At 60.7% G+C, this 20,160-nt stretch carries 14 protein-coding genes; 8 read left to right on the top strand and 6 right to left on the bottom strand.

Annotated elements, in window-relative coordinates:
• Nucleotides 1–379: 379 nt before the first annotated feature.
• Nucleotides 380–1,801: a chromosomal replication initiator protein DnaA gene (gene dnaA / locus AC1DJW_RS06780; RefSeq protein ID WP_284751006.1), complete on the bottom strand. Its 1,422-nt coding sequence runs from the start codon at nucleotides 1,799–1,801 to the stop codon at nucleotides 380–382.
• 457 nt (nucleotides 1,802–2,258) lie between these two features.
• Here dnaA and rpmH point away from each other — a divergent pair, with 457 nt between their 5' ends.
• The 8 genes from rpmH to AC1DJW_RS06740 all read left to right on the top strand — a co-directional run bounded on the left by rpmH (nucleotide 2,259) and on the right by AC1DJW_RS06740 (nucleotide 7,856).
• Nucleotides 2,259–2,396, top strand: coding sequence for a 50S ribosomal protein L34 (gene rpmH, locus AC1DJW_RS06775; protein ID WP_011776797.1), 138 nt, complete (start codon nucleotides 2,259–2,261; stop codon nucleotides 2,394–2,396).
• A gap of 40 nt (nucleotides 2,397–2,436) precedes the next feature.
• On the top strand, nucleotides 2,437–2,844 hold the full coding sequence (gene rnpA, locus AC1DJW_RS06770; protein ID WP_078107069.1) for a ribonuclease P protein component: 408 nt from the start codon (nucleotides 2,437–2,439) through the stop codon (nucleotides 2,842–2,844).
• Nucleotides 2,837–3,235 (top strand): membrane protein insertion efficiency factor YidD, encoded by a 399-nt coding sequence (yidD, locus tag AC1DJW_RS06765; protein ID WP_425550475.1) that lies wholly within the window; start codon nucleotides 2,837–2,839, stop codon nucleotides 3,233–3,235. The genes rnpA and yidD overlap by 8 nt, the downstream gene beginning before the upstream one ends.
• Nucleotides 3,236–3,252: 17 nt before the next feature.
• Nucleotides 3,253–4,224 (top strand): membrane protein insertase YidC, encoded by a 972-nt coding sequence (gene yidC / locus AC1DJW_RS06760; RefSeq protein WP_284982770.1) that lies wholly within the window; start codon nucleotides 3,253–3,255, stop codon nucleotides 4,222–4,224.
• On the top strand, nucleotides 4,224–4,802 hold the full coding sequence (locus tag AC1DJW_RS06755) for a Jag family protein (RefSeq protein WP_284751008.1): 579 nt from the start codon (nucleotides 4,224–4,226) through the stop codon (nucleotides 4,800–4,802). Before yidC ends, AC1DJW_RS06755 begins: the two co-directional genes overlap by 1 nt.
• Before the next feature lie 6 nt (nucleotides 4,803–4,808).
• Nucleotides 4,809–5,459, top strand: a complete 651-nt coding sequence (gene rsmG / locus AC1DJW_RS06750) for a 16S rRNA (guanine(527)-N(7))-methyltransferase RsmG (RefSeq protein WP_059388861.1) — start codon at nucleotides 4,809–4,811, stop codon at nucleotides 5,457–5,459.
• 86 nt (nucleotides 5,460–5,545) lie between these two features.
• On the top strand, nucleotides 5,546–6,601 hold the full coding sequence (locus tag AC1DJW_RS06745; protein ID WP_284751009.1) for a ParA family protein: 1,056 nt from the start codon (nucleotides 5,546–5,548) through the stop codon (nucleotides 6,599–6,601).
• A 67-nt stretch (nucleotides 6,602–6,668) separates the two neighbouring features.
• A complete protein-coding gene (locus AC1DJW_RS06740; RefSeq protein ID WP_284751010.1) occupies nucleotides 6,669–7,856 on the top strand; it encodes a ParB/RepB/Spo0J family partition protein in 1,188 nt (395 codons plus the stop codon).
• Nucleotides 7,857–13,943: 6,087 nt separating this feature from the next.
• Here the strand turns inward: AC1DJW_RS06740 and trxA are convergent.
• The 5 genes from trxA to AC1DJW_RS06715 form a co-directional block, all read right to left on the bottom strand.
• Nucleotides 13,944–14,270, bottom strand: a complete 327-nt coding sequence (trxA, locus tag AC1DJW_RS06735) for a thioredoxin (RefSeq protein ID WP_078107075.1) — start codon at nucleotides 14,268–14,270, stop codon at nucleotides 13,944–13,946.
• A 36-nt stretch (nucleotides 14,271–14,306) separates the two neighbouring features.
• On the bottom strand, nucleotides 14,307–15,263 hold the full coding sequence (gene trxB, locus AC1DJW_RS06730) for a thioredoxin-disulfide reductase (RefSeq protein ID WP_476901021.1): 957 nt from the start codon (nucleotides 15,261–15,263) through the stop codon (nucleotides 14,307–14,309).
• A gap of 281 nt (nucleotides 15,264–15,544) precedes the next feature.
• Nucleotides 15,545–17,206 carry an ABC transporter substrate-binding protein gene (locus AC1DJW_RS06725; RefSeq protein WP_459341947.1) on the bottom strand — a complete coding sequence of 554 codons (1,662 nt, stop codon included), beginning with the start codon at nucleotides 17,204–17,206 and terminating at the stop codon, nucleotides 15,545–15,547.
• Nucleotides 17,207–17,349: 143 nt separating this feature from the next.
• Nucleotides 17,350–19,413, bottom strand: a complete 2,064-nt coding sequence (gene murJ, locus AC1DJW_RS06720) for a murein biosynthesis integral membrane protein MurJ (RefSeq protein WP_284751013.1) — start codon at nucleotides 19,411–19,413, stop codon at nucleotides 17,350–17,352.
• 60 nt (nucleotides 19,414–19,473) lie between these two features.
• Nucleotides 19,474–19,974: an NUDIX hydrolase gene (locus tag AC1DJW_RS06715; protein ID WP_284751099.1), complete on the bottom strand. Its 501-nt coding sequence runs from the start codon at nucleotides 19,972–19,974 to the stop codon at nucleotides 19,474–19,476.
• Between the last annotated feature and the right edge of the window lie 186 nt (nucleotides 19,975–20,160).

Here is a 20,160-nt window from a genome sequence, read left to right as displayed (position 1 = left end):
GGAACTTCGGGCATTAACCCATCCCCGGCTTGCTGGCTTGTGGTTCGAAGCAGCCACGGGCTGCGTCGGCGGGTGGGCGGAAGGAGATTGTTATTTGAGGGAATTCATTTTTTTGGGATTAGTAGTGTTAATAACCCCTGTGGAAACTGTGGATAACTGCCTCTGGACCCGCGGTTCCGCGGTTAACCCCTGTTCACGACATGTGGGCGACAGGGGTTTTAAACAGGGTGTGGACGTGGATAACCCCCAGGGCCGTTTTTAACGATCCACAGACACCTTAAGGGTTTTAAGCCCATTAACCGCGCTTGTCCCCTTAAGTATCCACAGGCTTATCCACATGTGCCTGTTAATAAGGTATGTAGTGGCTCGAGGGAGGGACTCAGGAATCGCGTTGCTGCTGCTTGATGCGGTTGGTCAGCTCTGTCACCTGGTTGTAGATCACACGGCGCTCGGCCATCAGTTCGCGAATCTTGCGGTCCGCGTGGATCACGGTGGTGTGGTCGCGTCCGCCTAGCTCCTGGCCGATCTTGGGCAGGGACATGTCCGTGAGCTCGCGGCAAAGGTACATGGCAATCTGCCGCGCGGTCACTAAAGTGCGTGTGCGGGACTTGCTGCAAAGCTCTTCCATGCTGAGCTTGAAATAGTCAGCCGTCTGCTTCAGGATCTGGTCGGCCGTGATCTCCTGGGCGCCGTCGTCGGTGATCAGGTCCTTCAGCACCATTTCGGCGAGGGCCACATCGACGGGCTGGCGGTTGAGGCTGGCGAACGCAGTGACGCGGATCAGCGCGCCTTCGAGCTCGCGGATGTTGCTTGAGATCTTGGAAGCGATGTACTCCAAGGCGTCGTCGGGCGCGGACAGTCCCTCGCTCTGGGCTTTCTTGCGGAGGATCGCGATGCGGGTTTCGAGTTCCGGCGGCTGGATATCGGTCAGCAGGCCCCACTCAAAACGGGACTTCATGCGGTCCTCGAAGCCGGCCAGCTGCTTGGGCGGCAGGTCCGAGGTGATGACCACTTGCTTGTTGTTGTTGTGCAGGGCGTTGAAGGTGTGGAAGAACTCTTCCAGCGTCCGGTCCTTGCCTGCAAGGAACTGGATGTCGTCAATCAGGAGCACATCGACGTTGCGGTACGTGGTCTTGAAGCTGGCGCCTTCATCGTCGCGGATCGAGTTGATGAAGTCGTTGGTGAACTCTTCGGAATTCACGTAGCGCACGCGGATGCCGCTGTAGAGCCGGCGGGCGTAGTGGCCGATCGCGTGCAGCAAGTGCGTCTTGCCGAGCCCGGAGTCGCCGTAGATGAACAGCGGGTTGTAGGCCTTGGCCGGTGCTTCGGCGACCGCGACGGCGGCTGCGTGGGCAAAGCGGTTGGAAGAACCGATCACGAAGGTGTCAAAGACGTATTTCGGGTTCAGCCGGCCGAATTCGTGCGAAGTACTCGGCGGGGTGGGCTGCGGTTTCAGTTCCACGGCCAGGTCGTTCGCGGAAGAGAGTTCGACGGCGGGGGCCGGCTCTTCGTGGATGGGCACCAGATCCGTGTCGACGTCGATCGCGCACCGGATATCGTCGGAAAAGACGCTGCGAAGGGCGTCATCGAGGGCGTCCTTGACTTGCGTCTGGAGAACCTCGCGGGTCAATTCGTTGGGTACGGCCACCAAGAGGGTGGAGCCGATCAGGCCCTGCGCCTGCGCAAGGATAACGAAACCGCGCTGCCGGGGTGTGACGCGATCGTCTTGTTCCAGCAGGCTCAGCACCCGCCGCCAGGAACTTCCGACCGTGTTGGCGTGGTTGGCTTCGTCTACCGTCATCAATTGGTTCCCTCGAGTGCTTGCTTGCCTGGATTGCGGCAGCCGAAGGTCCAAACCATGAGTGGATTCCGAACCGAATCCACAGGGTTATGCACAGTCCGTGGATAATCGGCTACTGAGACACTCTAGGGGATGGAAACTCCAGAAGATAGCTGGGAACAAGCTTGTGGATAATTACACCGTTGTGGTTCTGAAACGGGGTCTGTGAGCCACTTCATCCACAGGCTGGCGGGCGTACTTAGCCACAGCTGGGGATATCGGGCACGGTGGCTCCCGGTTTGACCTCGGGGGTCTTTTTGCCCTAACGTTGTGAAGTCCTATGTGTCCGCTTTTCGACCACCCGCACTTCCGGTAAATCCGGCGTTGGGCGGCGGCGGATACACAATAAACTTAGCGTCGGCCAGTTCTTCCCCTTTTGATCGGGTGGGCGCACCTTTGATCCACTGGAGTAACTAACGTGAGCAAGCGGACTTTTCAGCCGAATAACCGCCGTCGGGCCAAGAAGCATGGCTTCCGCCTTCGTATGCGCACCCGTGCCGGCCGCGCCATCCTGGCCGCCCGTCGTGGCAAGGGCCGCGTCGAACTGTCGGCCTAAATAACTGACTCGTCGGTCAGCCTTCCAAGCGAGTCAATAGGTGCTAGCCACCCGTAACCGTCTGCGGACTTCTACCGACTTTTCAACAACTGTACGTTCCGGCGTCCGCAATGGACGCCGGAACTTAGTGTTATATACGGCACCTATTGGTGCCGGAGAACCGAGCCGCATCGGCTTCATCGTTTCCAAAGCTGTCGGGAACGCTGTGACCAGGAACCTCGTTAAGAGGAGACTGAGAGAAGCAGGTGCTTTGTCTTTGAATAGGCATGGCACGGGTCTTGCTGTCGTGGTCCGGGCGTTGCCCGCGGCTGCGACGGCGAGCTGGGACCAGCTGCTGACGGATTACAATGCCGCCTTGGCGGCAACCACGAAACGGCTCGGCGGATCCTCTCCGCGGGTTGTTTCGCCCACCCAGGGCACCACAACGGAAGGGACACCGCGTGCATGAGCTGAGCTCCGCCGTCGTCCGCTTCTTTAGAGTCGCTCCGAGGATCCTCGGAACTTTTCTGTGGGAGCTGCCGCGCAACGTCCTCATCATCTTGCTGAAGACGTATCGCAGGATCATCTCTCCCTTATACGGCCAGGTGTGCCGGTTCTTCCCATCCTGCTCGGCATATGCCCTCGAAGCGGTGACGGTACATGGTGCCGTCAAGGGAAGCTGGCTCGCAGTGCGGCGCCTAGCGCGTTGCCACCCCTGGAACGCCGGCGGCGTGGACCACGTCCCAGCCGGACATCGTCACTGGCCCGAAGGCCAGACGCCCACAATTGTTGTACTGAACAACCCGGACCAGTTCCTGGCTGTGTGGTCTGATGAAGACGGTCGCCGCACAGCGGCCTGAGGAAATAGGGAAAACGTATGGACATCTTTGGAACAATTCTGGCCCCGTTCAAGTGGCTAGTGTCCGCGATCATGCTGGGGTTCCACGACGGGCTGAGTTTCATCGGCCTGCCTCCGGAGAACGGTTGGACGTGGACGCTGTCCATCATCGGTTTGGTGCTGGTGATCCGTGCCGCCCTGATTCCTGTTTTCGTCAAGCAAATCAAGGCACAGCGAGGCATGCAGCTGCTTCAGCCTGATCTGAAGAAGATGCAGGCGAAGTACAAGGGCAAGACGGACCAGCTCTCCCGCCAGGCGATGGCGCAGGAACAGATGGCGCTGTACAAGAAGCACGGCACCAACCCGTTCTCCGCTTGTTTGCCCATGCTGATCCAGATGCCGTTCTTCTTCGCGCTGTTCCAGGTGCTTTCCGGTATCAGTGCTGCGAAGGAAAGCGGCAACGGCATCGGCGCTTTGAGCCACGAGCAGGTAGTGCAGTTCGATGCGTCCAGCATCTTCGGCGCCCCCCTCTCGGCTTCGCTGCTCCACGGAGGCGGCGGCGGCGACCAGACTGTTGTGTGGGTCCTCTCCATCGTGATGATCCTCGCCATGACGGCGTCGCAGTTCATTACGCAGAAGCAGATCATGGCCAAGAACATGTCCGAAGAGGCCATGGCCAGCCCGTTCATGCGCCAGCAGAAGATGATGCTCTACATCCTGCCGCTCGTCTTCGGTGTTGGTGGCATCAACTTCCCGATCGGTGTGCTCATCTACTGGACCACCACCAACCTCTGGACCATGGGCCAGCAGTTCTTTGTCATCCGCCGCATGCCGACGCCGGGATCTCCCGCCGCGAAAGCCCTCGCTGAGCGTCGCGCCGCCAAGGGCCTGCCCTCCCACCCCCTTCTGGGCGGTAAGAAGGACGCAGACGTCGCCGCTGAAGTGGCCGCCGTCGAGGTCAAGGCACAGCAGCGCATCCAGCCACAACGTAAGAACAGGAAGAAGAAGTAATGTCTGTTGAAAGCACCGAAGAGGCAACGGCCGCTGCCGCCACCGAGGAACCGGCAGAGGCCACAGTAGAAACTTCCGAAGAGGGCGCTCCCGCCGGCAAGGGCACTTCCGTGAGCCGCCTCGAGGAAGAGGGCGACGTCGCCGCAGACTACCTCGAGGAACTGCTCGACATTGCCGACATCGACGGCGACATCGACATTGAGATCCGCAACGGCCGTACCTACATCTCCATCGCAGCCGAAGACGACTCCGAGGGGCTTGAGAGCCTGGTAGGCCGCGACGGTGAAGTGCTCGAAGCCCTTCAGGAACTCGCTCGCTTGTCCGTGCTGTCGGCGACCGAGAACCGCTCGCGCCTGGTGCTCGACATCAACGGCTACCGCAAGGAACGTGCCGGCGATCTTCAGCAGATTGCCGAAGACGCCGTCGCGAAGGTGAAGGAGACCGGCGCCCCGGTGGCCCTTGAACCTATGAGCGCTTACGAGCGCAAGATTGTGCACGACGCCGTGGCTGACCTCGGGTTCGTATCCGAGTCCGAGGGCGAAGGCGCCGGCCGCCACATCGTGGTTTCGGCCGACTAACGGATCATGGTTGAAATCACGGCAGCCGAACTCCAAGCGGCAGAGAAGATTTTCGGTGACCGGCTTGGGCTCGCCCAGCGGTACGTAGAACACTTGGCGACATCCGGAACCGAGCGCGGGCTGATTGGCCCGCGCGAGGTTCCCCGCCTGTGGAGCCGGCACGTTCTCAATTGCGCCGTCATCGAGTCGGCAATAGCCCACGGAAGCCACGTCGCAGACGTTGGTTCCGGTGCGGGCCTTCCCGGCTTGTGCTTGGCAATCGCGCGTCCCGATCTTGAACTCACGCTGATCGAACCCCTGGAGCGGCGCGTCATTTGGCTTCAGGAAGTAGTGGACGACCTTGGGCTGGGTAATGTGACCGTCATGCGCACGCGGGCCGAGCTCGCGGTGGGAATGGTCGACGCGGACGTTGTCACGGCACGGGCTGTCTCTGCCCTGTCCAAGCTCGCCGGATTGACCATTCCCTTGCTTAACGGCAAGGGTGAAGTGGTGGCGATCAAGGGCCGCAGTGCTGCCGAGGAGATTGAGCAAGCAGCAAAAGTCATCCGCAGGCTCGGCGGCGTGGAAACGTCTGTTGTGGTTTGTGGGCAGGAGCTCTTGGAGGAACCCACCACTGTGGTCAGGATCGTCGTTAACAAACAGCGGAAGATCGCTTAGCTTCGGCGCTGTGTCCCGCGTGTCCGCAACTGAGCGGTTAAGCTAGAGAACGGCAGCTAGAGCCGAATGAGAGTGAGAGTGTGACAGTGGGCAGTAGCGAAACCTCCACCCAGCGGATCCCGCCATTTATTTCCTTGGGGTCGGCTCGGGCCATGGCTGCACCTTCGGCGTCTTTTGAATCTGCGCTGATGCGTACGAATTCAGTTGCAAACGCCGCTGTTTCACGTGAAACCCTGATTGTCGGACACGACAACGTCATGGACTCCATCGATGACTCCAGCCCTATTGCACGCCAGCTCGCCAACGAGACCAGACGTCGCGAACGGCTGCTGGGACGCGAGCTTCCCAAGCCGGAGAAGACCCGCATTTTCACGGTGTCCAATCAAAAGGGTGGCGTTGGAAAGACCACCACCACGGTCAACATTGCGGCCGCCTTGGCTTCCGCCGGACTCAATGTCCTGGTGATCGACATCGATCCCCAGGGAAATGCATCCACTGCCCTCGGCATTGAGCACCACGCCGACGTCGACAGTATTTACGATGTGCTGATCAACGACCTTCCGCTGCGTGACGTTGTGGCCCCTTGCCCCGATATTCCCAATCTCATCTGCGCGCCGGCAACCATTCACTTGGCCGGCGCTGAGATTGAATTGGTTTCCCTCGTTGCACGCGAGCAGCGTCTGCGCCGCGCAATCGATGTGTATTCGAAGGAACGGGCGAAGAACGGTGAAGCCCGCCTGGACTTTATCTTCATCGATTGCCCGCCCAGCCTGGGCCTGCTGACCGTTAACGCCTTCTGCGCCGCCAGCGAGGTACTCATCCCGATCCAGTGTGAGTACTACGCACTGGAGGGGCTGAGCCAGCTCCTGAAGAACATCGAAATGATCCAGAAGCACCTTAACGCTGATCTGGTCGTTTCCACCATTCTCCTCACCATGTACGACGGCCGCACGAACCTGGCCGCGCAGGTGGCTTCCGAAGTCCGTCAACATTTCCCGAACCAGGTTCTCGGCGCGGTGGTTCCACGTTCCGTGCGAATCTCGGAGGCCCCGAGCTACCAGCAGACGGTGATGACCTACGATCCGTCATCCAGCGGCGCGTTGTCCTATATGGAAGCCGCCGCGGAAATCGCCGAGCGTTAGACTTTCTGAATCACTGCAATATCCTTGGCGGGCTCTATTCTTGCCATTCCACCGGAGGGACATACTAATGAGCGAAAAGCGACGAGGCCTGGGTAGGGGTCTTGGGGCTCTCATTCCCAGCTCCGCTTCGGCTGGTGCATCGGGCAATGGCGTTCCGACGTCCCGCCCTGTGGACCTCTTCTTCCCTGAGGCGCGCAAGGCCCCGGAGACGGTGGATACGCCTGAGGTGCCTGAAACCGAAGTAGCGAAGAGCTCTCCGTCGCGAGGCTCCTCTTCCAAGAGCACGACGGCGGCAAAGGGTGCTGCTTCGAAGTCGCCCGCCGCGAAGGTCACCACCGTTGAGGAGCCGGCCGTGTCTGAGCCGGCCGATGCCACTGCCGATGACGCCGTTTCTGAGTCGTATGCCGCGGAATCGTCCGAGGTTCAACTCGTTGAAGTACCCGGGGCGCGCTTTGCCGAAATTCCGGTTGGGGACATTCATCCCAACCGGAAGCAGCCGCGCAGCGTCTTCGATGAGGACGACATGGCGGAGCTGGTTCACTCCGTCAAGGAAATAGGCGTACTCCAGCCAATTGTTGTACGGACTTCAACTGAAAAGGGTGGAGAACCGTACGAACTGGTGATGGGTGAGCGTCGATGGAGGGCAGTACAGGCCGCCGGGCTCGAAACCATCCCGGCGATTGTTCGCGATACCAATGATGACGACCTCCTGCGCGATGCTTTGCTGGAGAACCTCCACCGCAGTCAGCTGAATCCTTTGGAAGAAGCAGCCGCATACCAGCAACTCCTGGAAGACTTCGGCACCACACACGAGCAGCTAGCTGATCGGATCGGACGGTCGCGGCCGCAGGTGTCCAACACCCTTCGCCTCCTCAAACTTCCTCCCTTGGTACAACGGCGCGTCGCGGCAAGCGTGCTCTCGGCCGGCCACGCACGTGCATTGCTCGCTCTCCCTGATGCGGCCTCGATGGAACGTCTCGCTCAGAAGATTGTCGCCGAAGGAATGTCCGTACGTGCAACTGAGGAAGCAGTGGCGTTGTACCAGGATCCTACGGTTCCGCCGAAGAACAGTATCCCGCGCCCTAATGCACGGCATGAGCGTCTCGACTACCTTGCTTCCTCTCTTTCGGATCGGCTCGATACCAATGTGAAGATCACCTTGGGTGCCCGTAAGGGTCGAGTCAGCATTGAGTTCGCAAGCGTTGAGGATCTAAACCGCATTATGGATGTTTTGTCACCGACGGACGAGGGCTAGTCGCTCGACTTCTACGGAATTGGGGTTTGCTTCTAGTGAGGCAGATCCCATTTTCTTTTAAGAGTCTCCTGGGCGTGCATGGATATTGCACTGTTCCTGGGAGGGGTTCATCCTCGACGGCACTTTGTACGTGCGCGTTCGGGGGTTGTGCCTGGCTGTGAACTGCTGTCTGAGATTGCTTGCCCGTACTTCCTGTGTGGCCGGGCTTGGGAACCATCTGCCCTCGACGCGCGCAATTCTGTGCGTCTGGCTTCCATTTGGTTCTGATTTGACTCTGAAGTATCCGTTGCTGTGAGGCCGCCCGCAGCGCCTGGCCCTTATCGTTTGGGGTGAGTTCGGTTCGCTTGTATCCGCGAACGATCGTGGAGATTGGTAGGACTCGGGTATCGCGGCGCTACGTCGGTGTTTCACGTGAAACGATCGGCAGCAGTGAGAAGGCTGATGGGATCGAGGGCTTCTCATTGGCGCTCCGGTGAGGATGGTGGGTTCGCGCCGCTCTAAGACGCATGAGTGCTTCGTGCAATCGCGGGAGTCTTTCGGTTCCAGCATCTTGGGTGGTCCTATAAAGTGAGGCGACAGCCTGTTACGTTAGGTGGCGTGCCTGGCCTCCCCCAATCTTTCCGTGAGTTCATTTCCTTGAGTTTCACGTGAAACATCAGGGTTCGCCTGCCTTTTTTACGAGCATCCGGAACGCGTACATTCGAGCCTCAAAAGCCTCGCTCAATTGCTTGTCCGTCAGGTCTACATCCTCCATCGTGGGCCGGTCTGGATCCATGCGTGTCCAAGTGAATCAACGCCTTGTGCGCGCCATAGCGGTTCACGATGTTTCACGTGGAACAGTCACCGCATAGGGCCTCGGAAGGTGGGACGTGAACCGGCCTGAGTGGTGGCTCTTCAGACGGCCTGGTGGGACGGGCGACTCCTTCGGTTTCACGTGAAACACTGACCTGCAGCAGGCTCGATCGACGACAACACTCGATGCGGTGGCTATAGCTTCCATAATTGGTAGTTCACTCGCAGTACGAATGAATGCTCAGCGGCGCGCCTCTGCGAGACGGCTCGGAGCTTTGTTGATCCATCGCTTCTCCCTTCTCCACTCACCCTTTGGAAGGTGGGGTCTCAGGGATCTGACAATAGACCGTCGACCCTCCGCCCAAGGTTGGGTCGCAACCGCCCGAGCCATCGAAGGAGCGTTCGTAGTAATTGTGATGGGTCCAACTAGGCCTTCCGGCGCCGCCTAGTCACAACGCGGGCTGCCATCGCCTCTCAGCAGACAGATGCACTAAGGTCAGGGCTCGGCGCCCTTCGCTGCACGAAGCAGGGCTGAAAGTGGTCTCGGCAGGCGTGCGTGGACACCGTGCGGCGGATGCGCGCGGGGTCTTGCGGTTGGCCGACTGGTCCGGTGTGGAGCCAGCACTATCCGCCGGAGCCCGCGCTGCTCGGTGCGAAGTATTGCTACCGTAGTGAATGCGTATGGGTCGGTGCAGAATTGGGCGGCGCTCTGAAGCTATCGAAGGAGGGATAGCCAGGAGCTGGCACTGGGGCTGGCCATGGGGAACTGCCACCGGCGGGCGCTGCGCATGGCCTCGGAGCCAGCGAAAGGGTTGCTGATGGCACGCTGTTGATTGTCTTCGCGTGGCTGGGTACTGCGCTGATTGTCGCTGTAGGGTGCGGATCTGAGCGACGCAGACCCCATTGCACATTTGGTGCCTGCAGCACTCAGTCGAGGTCAGCGATCCGGCGCTGGTCCCCTGCTCGCCGGAGAACGAGGTCGGTAGGGACGAAAGCATTTTTGCCGGTTTCAACCGGGGTGGCACTGTTGAGCCGGGCCCTGTCCCGTCCGGCGTCAGGGTTGTTGCATGTTCTCTGTGCGGACGCGTCCAGTACGGTTGGTGCCTCCCTTGGGCCGTGTGAGTCCCCAGGTCTCCCTCGCAGTTGGCTCCCACGTATCGAACGCGATATCGCAAACGGTCTCAGCGACAACGTGACCGTACCCTCCTGACCTGACGAGGCTCAGGATCTGTGTCGCAGTACCCGTGCTGGATCCGGCACCGGTTCTCGGGACGATGTTCACAGTCGGGCGCAGCCTGGTACTACCTGCCGTGATCGCATGGGATGAAGGCATCAATTGGCGGCGGCTCCCCCAGCCTCGTCATGCTCTGGTCGTCCGTGGCGCACGGGCACACCCGTTCACTCTGTTAGTGGCCCACCCTCGGATACGACTTCCCGATGGTTCGTGCCTACGGCGATGGGCGACCTGGGAGAGCCTGGATGGTGAGCGACTAGTAGGGTGCGTGACGTCCATGTCGATCCACACCGCGGTCCGTGGTGTATAGGGATTGAGCCTGGACTGTGGGCACTCTCTCCGGGCAAAGCCATGGGCCGGCCGCACACCGTGCTCGGAGCCGTCGGGCGGTGGCGATCGGCTGCGGGGTCACATCGGCATGCCAAATTCTAGAGATCTAGTGACAGCCGGATGCGATCCTCGGTAGGCCCCTGCCGGACCATTGAGACAGGCACATGCGGTACTTCCAGAACCCTGGCAATCCGCTATCGATGATTCAAGACACGGAAGGTCGCGGAGAATTGAGGCACGCTGGGTGAGCCCCTGGGGTAGGAGAAAGCGCGTCTCTGCTTCGCCGGCGCCATGGCCCTGGCTCGTTGACGCGTACAAACCGCTGTTGAAAAGTCCGGGAGCAGCGGTGGATATCGTTGTGGATAACTTTGTTGATAAGTGGTCCGGGTTGAGGGTGTGGCGGTCTGCACCGAACTAGTTTTTGTCCAGGCGGCGTTGATACTCGTGTGCTCCTTGAGCTCTTCGATGGCCTTGTTTCACGTGAAACAGAGCCACGGTCTGCAAGCTGGTCATTTACACCCCAATTTGGCCTGATTCTGGCCGATTTCTGACCCTTCATGCGCAATCCAGGCCAGACGAAGCTTTGATCTGTTCTGGACCCCTGGTCGTCGCCCCTACTCGCGCCGGACTCGCTCCATTCCACGTCGGGAGAGCCGCGCGGACGACCATTCTTCACCGGTGGATATCGTTGTGGATAACTTTGTGCATAACTTCCGAGCGGTCGGTGGATATCTCTCCCGGCGAGGATTCCGTTGCTGCGGTAGCTTGGCCCTGTGTTGTGCCTAATGCTTGTACTGCTGGTCGGCAATTGCGGATTTCTGGTGCCTCCCGCGCTCGGTGCAACGAGCAGGTGCACCATGGTCCCGTCATGTTTCACGTGAAACTGCGACTGCTCCGGCTACTCCACGTGGCAGCAACATTCTCTAACTGAGGGGGAACTGCGGGGCGAAATTGTCCTATGGGCACAGGCGCACCAATGCGCTGAGGTGAGAAGGAGCGTTACGGATTATGTAGATCTAGTGCTGAGACCCGCAACGGCCGCACACTCGCCTACTTTGGGGCTCGTCCAGTCTTGGCGCTGTTACGGCGCCGAGAAGGTCGACCGTCCTCATTGCTACCGGGTAACGGCTTGGGCCAATCAATCGTCAATGACGCCGCGCATGCCCTGTTCCAAGCCGGACCTCAGCCAGTATGTTGGGCGGTGAAGACTTGTAGGTGAACCGCAGGCCCCTTTGCTTGGACGAACACTCGCCCTTCGGAATACCACCCGCGGTCCACCTCTTCGACTGCTTGGACTAACCACACACCCGGACACCCAAGTGTCTTCGCTGGTTTGGTGTCTTTCCGATACCTCGGCGTACAGTCCATGCTCTCCATCCTAAGCCAACCCATCCTGCCAACCCCGCAACTGATGAGCGTTCTAACTGCGAGCTTGCGTGCTGCACTTGTGCCAGGTCTGGAGATGCCAGGCCAAGGGGGCCTCCATAGACCGCTCCCGCAAGACCCTATGCATGACGCCGGTGCTTCCTTTGCGTTTGAATGATCCTCCTGCCATGTCCGCGATTGTTGCCAGGCTGCTTTCGTTACTCGTGGTCAGGGGCTGGACGTACGCGCAAGGTCCGTCGAGGCACGCGGCAACAGCTCGAACGGAAGGCTGCCGACGCCGGTTCGCCCGCCATTTAGGGTCAAAGGTCCTGACCAGAATCCCCGAGGTGCAGCCCCCGGACTGCTCTTTTGGCTCCTCTTGAATTTCCCTCCACCCCAATTTCGGCCGTGGGAACTGAAGCCGAAGGCTGCAACGTTGGCTTCTAGGATGTGCGCCTTGGGATGGTTCGCGTGGACCGCTTTCCATTAGCGAACGCGCCGCTACTATCCGGGCATGGCGTTCGAAAGGCCGACCGCCACGATGAGTCGTGAGTTGGGAGTTCAAGCGCGAGTCAGTCGCTGATTGGCCGGCTCGATGGAACCTGCCCGACCGAATTTGAGGGTTAAGCTGACCCGTTCGTACGACTGTTGCAGTGCCGCGTGTGATTAAAGTGGCGGTGTCCTGAGTCTTGTGGCGCTGTTTCCGGGCCCCTATCCCTTCCGATGGCTCGAAGGCAGCTGCTTTGCCTCCTCCACTGGTGTTTTTGCAAGTGTCCTACTCCGAGCCACTCTGTTGCACTCTTTGAGTCTGCTTGTGAGATACATCCCGGAATCGAGGGCGTGTGGGAGCCGCGAAATCCCATCGTCACCCCCATAGCTGTTGAGAATGATGTCCACGGCCTGCCGGCTCGCGAGGATCGAGGTGTGTCAGCGGACAGATCCCGGGTCCGTCATCGAACCGCAGGGCTATGGTGGCTTGTCCTCGGTCATCGTGAGAAAGGGCTCGACCGCCGACTCTGGGCGACCACGGCCCCTGTGCCTATCCGAGTGCCGAGCTGTGTCCGAAAGCTCCTGATGTCCTGGCATCGACGATGGACTGGGCTGATGAGTGTGGAAGCGGATCTACGTGTGTTGAAACAATCTAATTAGATTGTGTGAGCAACTAGGTAGATTGCGCTAACCGCGTTCAGAATCCCAGGCTTGAGAATCCGGCTGGAGGAGCAGCTGCCCGGCGACGTGGTGCGGCCGGGCACTCGAGTCTTGTGTGATGCTCACAGTACGTCGCGCCGATCTGTCGGGGCCCGCTGCTTCTTGAAGGACTCTGGCAGCGAGTCCTATCGAGTCCGCGCCGAAGAGCGTTTGGCGCAGCCCCATTCCGGCATGGCGTTTCACGTGAAACATCCAGCACAGTGGAGTTCCCGCAGAACACACCTATTTGTCAGCGAAGAGGTGATCGGGGCGGTCCTCCTCCTCCGGCCAGGCGATACGCCCACACAGCCAGGCGATGCGCTCACCCGGCAAGGCGATACGGCCACACAGCCAGGCGATACGCTCACGCAGCCAGCAGGATCGGGAGTTCGCAAGGCATATGAATCAGCAAGCCAGGCTGATGTTATACGGCATCAGCACAGGCAAGAATTCAGCCACGGCCAGTGTCTGCAACAATGCCGCAAACTCGGCAGTGCCCCGCGACCCCGCGACCCTTGTGCTGATCCTGTTTCACGTGAAACATATGCAAGTGCCAGATGGCAAGGAACATGTCCTCAGTCCAAACACCACAAAGGCAAATCGAAGCCTCCCGAGCGGTCAGCCTCGTTTCACGTGAAACGGCGTATCGACTCAGTGCTCGCGAGGATCGCCCTGGTACTGAATTCGACAACGGAAGTCTCCCGGCATCTACCGAATGGCCAACTCTGTTTCACGTGAAACGGCCGAATCGAACACTTCGGCTCTGACATCACACAAGGAGGCGCTACAAGCGAGTGGACTCCCCGACATCAACCACGAGCAAAAGGCTCAATAGGGCGAACGCGCCATAAGGCGCTGTCTCAGGTCTCGAAGGTTGGACGATTTCCGCGGCCCGGCGGCCTGACTCCAGCCGAGCAAGAGATGTCCTGCCCGCCTGAACCCCCTCACAGAGAATCCGGTCCTTTTGTAATCCAAAAAGGTTCACAAACCGCAACGCCAAGCTCTGAGCAGCAAGTGCCCATTCGTGCACCCAGCTATACCGCTAACAATCACCCGTAGCTGCGGGACTGCGGGCCCAGGAAGGAGAACCCGAAGACGCGAAAAAGCCGGTGGTTCTCGCTCAATAGCGAGAACCACCGGCTGAATCAGAAGCGGCCGCTAAACGGGCGCCTGAAGTCCTAGGACAGGACGGACTCAAATTCCTTTTCGAAGAACTGCTTCGGCTTGGCACCGATAACCGTGCTCTTAACTTCTCCCCCACTGAAGAGGTAGACCGCCGGAATAGACGTGATGCCGTACTCAGCGGCGATTGCGGGGTTGTCATCGACATTCAGCTTGACGACGTCAACCTTGTCTCCGTATTCAACCGAGATCTCGTCGAGGATCGGACCCAACTTGCGGCACGGGCCGCACCACTCTGCCCAGAAGTCCACGATGACCGGCTTTTCAGCGGCCAGGACGTCGGTGCTGAAACTGGCGTCGGTAACGTTTTTAGCGTTGCTCATAATTCTTTCCCTTCGAATGGATGGCTGCTGTGCCGATTAGGCGTGCAGGTCTGCAAGATAGTGCTCGACGTCCAAAGCCGCGACACAACCGGAACCGGCTGCCGTGATGGCCTGACGGTAGGTGGGGTCGACGACGTCGCCGGCGGCGAAGACGCCCTTGATGCTGGTCTTCGAGCTGCGGCCTTCGACGGCAATCGTGCCTTCGGCGGCGAGCTCCAGTTTCCCCTTGACGAGTTCCGTGCGGGGATCGTTGCCGATGGCCACGAAAACGCCAGTGACGGCGAGTTCGGACTCGGTGCCGTCGACGAGGTTCTTCAGCTTCAAGCCGGTCACCTTGTCTCCACCGATAACGTCCTCGACGGCGGTGTTCCACACAAAGTTGATCTTCTCGTGGGCCTGGGCGCGGTCACCCATGATCTTGGAAGCCTTGAGGGTGTCGCGACGGTGTACCACGGTGACTGACCTGGCGAACTTGGTGAGGAAGAGTGCTTCTTCCATCGCAGAGTCGCCGCCGCCGATGACTGCGATGTCCTGGTCCTTGAAGAAGAAACCGTCGCAGGTTGCACACCAGCTCACGCCATGGCCGGAAAGACGCTTTTCATTCTCGAGGCCGAGTTCGCGGTATGCGGAACCGGTCGACAGAATGATGGCACGTGCCTTGAAGGTCTCCCCCGTGCCGATGGTCACGGACTTGATGTCGCCGTCGAGGTCCAAGTCGGTGACATCCTCAAACTGAATTTCAGTCCCAAAACGTGCCGCCTGCTTTTCGAAGCTCTCCATGAGATCAGGTCCCATGACGCCCTCGGGGAAACCGGGGTAGTTCTCGACGTCTGTTGTGTTCATCAGTTCGCCACCGGCAGTCACGGAACCGGCGATGAGCAGCGGGTTCATGTTGGCGCGTGCCGTGTAGACGGCCGCCGTGTAACCGGCAGGCCCGGAGCCTACGATGATGACATCACGTACTTTGGACGCGGTGTTTTCTGCGTTGCTCACTGTTGGGTGAACCTCTTTCTTAGTCGATGCACCGGATCCTTGCGGCCGGCCACATGGCACAACCCTGTGACGGCACGGAATATTCCGATGTTCCCGGGGACCCTAATATCCGCCACCATTCAGGTTACCTTCTGGCAGCGCACGGCATGGAAGGACGAAGGCTCCGTTACCGGAGTTGACGCTCCCCCGGGTTGCAAGCAACCGAAACAGTTGCAACCACCCGAAACAGACACAAGTCCCCGAAACGCTCACGTGCCGCCGAAGAGGCCGCACGCCGTCGACTACTGGACCTTGATCTCCGCAAGGCGCAGGCCGAACCCGTAGCGCGTCTTGGGTGCGGTCAGTTTGGGCAGGGACTTGATGGAGACAATCACGTACTGGGCCGTTACAGGGGAACTCAACGGCATGGTCAGCTCCGGTGAGGTGAAGCTGTTGGTGCCCACCATCTTGGCGCCGTCCATCGCTGGACGATCATTCGTGTAAACGCTGATGTTTCCGCCGGAAGCGCCCAACTGGCTCAAGGTGACGGAAGTCACTTGCGAGGGTGCCTTGAGCTTGACAAGCAGTGAGACTCCATCAGGAGCGAGTCCACCCCAGTCCGCAGTGGCGAACTCCATGTCCGACCAGTAACTCGCCGCATTGCCGTCGTAGGCCTTGACCAAGTCCTTGTCATAGGTCGCGGCAAACTCGAAATCACCCATCCGAGTGACTCCGTCAATGACCGGTGGCGCTGCGACCGGAGCTGCCGACGCACTGCTACTCGGCTGTCCAGTCACAGGCTGGGACGCTGTGGAGGACTGCTTGGCTGCGGGAGTCCCGCCGGGGATCAGGTTGCCGAGGTTGGTGACAGCCAGAATCAAACCCACGATCAAGACGGCGGCAAGGACCCCGCCCACAAGCCAACGGAAGGAACGGGGCTCGCGAACGGGCTCCTCGTCATAGTATTCGTCCTCGTCGAGGGGCTCTGCTTGCTCACGAGCTATCGCCGGGAAGCTCGATGCTCCTCGGCTGTATCCACTGGTAGCAGCGGCCGTATCGCGGGAAGCGCCCGCACCGCGGGAGCCAGCGTCGTCGTTAATGAAACCGTAGTCGTCTTCGGACCAGAGAGAGACTTTGGATTCCTGGGCGGGATTGGCGGAGGTAGGCGCCGGAGGAGTGGACGCTGGTACAGCCTGCGTGTCAGGCGCCGCTTGGATTTGCTGGGGGGCAGTCCGGCTTGACTCAGCCCGGCTCGACTCGGCAGCCGAATCGGATCCGCTCCTCCCGGAAGGTGCGGCTTCGCCGTCGTCGCTGTTTGCCTTGCCGGTGCCCTTTACGGCGGCCGCGGCCGCAGCTGCAGCCGCCCCTGCTCCGGCTGCCGCCGCGGCGATCCGGGAACCAATGCCTCCGGGGGCCGACGCCGGCCGGCCAGCAGGCATGGGAGGAACCACCGGGCGGCGCGGGTCCGCAGGTGCCGCGGCAGGTGGTAGTGATTCGCCGGCAGGATGTGGCTCGACTTCGTCGTAACTGATGTACTCGGCGTCGTGCTCTTCGTCGTCGTACAGTCCGTCGTAGGTCTCGGGTTCGTGGGACCGGGCCTGGCCGAAGATCTCGCTGCCAAGCGTGTCGGTGAAGAACGGTTCGACGTAGGGCGGGTTGGTGGCCACCACGAGGTCCAGCAGGTCAGGTGCGCTGCTGTGGTTGGTGATGAGGTACGTGGTGCTGTCGCTGACGCCCAGATCGAGGATCTGGACATGCCCGGGCCGTTCGCCGGTGGCTACCTCGCGGGCGCTCTTGGCAACCTGCTCGGCGTTTTCGGGGCCAGCCACGAGGATGCTGACAGGTCTGTTGAGGACCTGGTCCACGCCGTCGAGCACCAGATCCTGGTCGTGCGAAGTCAACACGGTGGCTGTGACTTTGTAGCGGCCGCCAAGCACTGATCCGACATCGATCGGGTGGGACACGGGTTCCTCCTATGACTGTCCGGAAGCTGCGGGTCCTGAATACGGGATCCGGCCAGCCGGGTGACCCGTGGTCTGCAACTACCTGTATTAGTTTCTGATCCTAGCTGATTGGGCCGTTCTGGCTCCCGGTTTGCGAGGATGCGTCACCGTTTGCGGCGGTGTCCACCGCGGAAATAGGGGTTGTTTCCCAGCGTCCCTTGATAGGTGCGGCGGCCGGGCAGCGGGATGCCTGGGCGGCCTGTGCCCCCTTGTGCGGTACTGGGCAGGTCTTCATCCGGCAGATATGACTTCTCGACGTCGGACCAAGCGTCCACCTTATCCTTCCCTTCAGCAGTAGCTCCATCGCGGACGTCATCCCACCCGTCCTTGGAAGGGATGGTTTGCAAGGCGGGACCGGCACGGAACGATGCTGCGTCGAACTCGCCCGAGATGCGCGGAATGAGCCCGGTGTCGTCGGACACGGTGGCGCGGACCGCCGTCGGGGTCTGCTTTCCGCCCGCGGACGGTGTTTTCGCGACCGGAACGCCACGGCCGAGCCGGCCGAGTACCGGTCGGAGCAAATCGCGCAGCTCGCTCACGTGGAAGACCCGTAGCAGGAACAGATACGCAAGCAGCATGACGGGCCCGACGACGACTACCGTCACCAAAGCGGCAGGCCTGCTGCTCCATGCGAAGCCGTCAGCGTGATAGCTGCCCAGGAGCCACAAGGCCAAGGCGCCGGCGATTGCCGAGCCCAAGGCGGCGTAACCCATGCGGATGTAAGAGTTTGCGATCCGAGGGCCGTCCACATGGCCGAGGAGGCGCCGCAGGAACCAGACGCTGATGACCACGGACAGGATATTGCCGAGGGTGTACAGGACTGCGATGGCGAAGATGATCTGGCCCACCGGCAGGAACTGGATGATGAACGCGCCCACAACGTTGAGCAGGGCCAGCATGAGCTGGATGTAGAAAGGGGTTCGGGCGTCTTCGTTGGCGTAGAAGACGCGGGACATCATGAAGTTGGCGCTCATGAACGGCGTGCTCAGCGCGAGGATCGTCAGCGTCTGGGCGAGCATGACGCCGTCCTGGGGCTTCCCGCCGGAGAAGAACATGCCCAGCGGTCCGGCGAGGGCAAAGAGGGCCAGCGCCCCGAAAACAGTGGCGACGGCCATGGTCCGCAGTCCGTGCGAAAGGGCTTCACGCAGTTCGGCTTTGTTGCCCGCCTGGGACGCGTGGGCCATCCGGTTGAACAGCACCGTGGCGAGCGACAGCGCAATGATCGAGTGCGGCAGCAGATACAGCTGGCTGGCGACTTCCAGGACCGCGTTACCGGGGAGGGTGGCAGCCGCCGGGTCTTGCGCGTGCTCCAGGCGGAGCCGCTCGGAGCCAGGAATCGTGGCGATCCTCATGACATAGAGGAAAGCGAGCTGCCCGACGGCGGCGGTCAGGAGGGTCCAGACGCTCAACTTCGCTGCCTGGCCGAGTCCCACGCCCCTCCAGCCGAAGCGGGGCCGGAGCCCGAGCCGCAGGCGGATCACCGGGACGAGGAGTATCGCCGTCTGCGCTAATACGCCGACGGTCGAGAATCCTGCGATCAGGAAGGTCTGGAAGGGCCCCCAATTGTCCAAGGTGTGGGGGTTGGTGTTGTTGGCGCCGAGGATCCAGATGAACATGCCCAGTCCGGCGATGGCCACAACATTGTTCAGGATCGGCGCCCACATGGCCGGGCCGAAGGCGCCGTTGGCATTGAGGACCTGGGTCAGGAGTGCATACAAACCGTAGAAGAATATCTGCGGCAGGCAATAGAACGCGAAGGTTACGGCCAGCGATTTCTGCTGGGGTGAATAGCCCTGCGTAGTGAGGTCGATGACCATGGGCGCGGCCAGCGTGACCAGCGCCGTCAGCGTCAACAGAACGAGTACGGCCAAGGTCAGGAGCCGGCTGATGTAGTCCGCGCCGCGGTCCGGGCCCTTGCTCGCTTTGATGATTTGCGGGACAAGCACGGCGTTGAAGACACCGCCCGCCACCAGGAGGAAGATCAGGTTGGGCAGGTTGTTGGCGTTGATGAAGGTGTCGTTGACCGTCGACCCCAGGCCCAGTGCGGCGCCAAGCATCCAGGTTTTGGCGAAGCCGAGGAACCGTGAAACGAGCGTCCCTGCGGCCATGACGGCGCTGGAACGGGTTTCTCCGGACTGGGTTGACTGGGTTGTTTTGGCGGCAGACATTGTCATTATCGTCCCATGAGCCGGGCTGCCTGGTGCGTCAAGCCTGTATAAAAGGCCGCGTTAGAGGTGTTCGGGAAGGACTTCCCGGGCAAGATCGGCGATGCGCCGCTCATTGGGAAAGGACAACTTACGGGCCAAATCCTGGAGTGGAACCCAAGCGGCATCGATGGCCTCTTGGTCGGGATCGTTCTCGATGGTCAGCTCCCCGCCCGTCGCCCGCAGGAGGAAATGGTGCACGGTTTTGTGCACCCGGTGCCCGCTCACGGTGAACCAGTAATCGATGCTGCCGAGAGGAGCGAGGACGTTGCCTTCGATCCCGGTCTCTTCAGCAATCTCGCGGACGGCTGCCTCTTCGTTGTTTTCCTTGCCCTCCGGATGCCCCTTCGGCAGGCACCACTCGAGCCGGCCACCCCTATTAAGGCGGGCGATGATCGCGACCCTCAGTTCGCCGTCGGACGTGTCCACTACGACGCCGCCGGCAGAGACTTCCTCTACCGTCGGAAGGGCAGCCTGAGCCGGGTGCGGGGCGGGCGCGACGTGGGCACCAATTGCCGACGGCAATGGTGCGTTCGTCCTCCTGCCAGGAGCACTCGGGATCGGGTTGGCCATGAAGTCCACTCTAACGACTCTTGCCCGTTGGTGATGACCGGGACATGGACTCGCGGTGACGCGCGGATGGCGTTCGGCCGTGATCCCGGTGTCATCGCTACGCAATCGCAGCGCAATGACAGGGATCCGGTGGGATGG

It is taken from the genome of Arthrobacter sp. 05L417 (assembly GCF_056397865.1).
The sequence above is the reverse complement of the archived record's forward strand: the minus strand, read 5'-3'. Positions and strand labels throughout refer to the sequence as shown.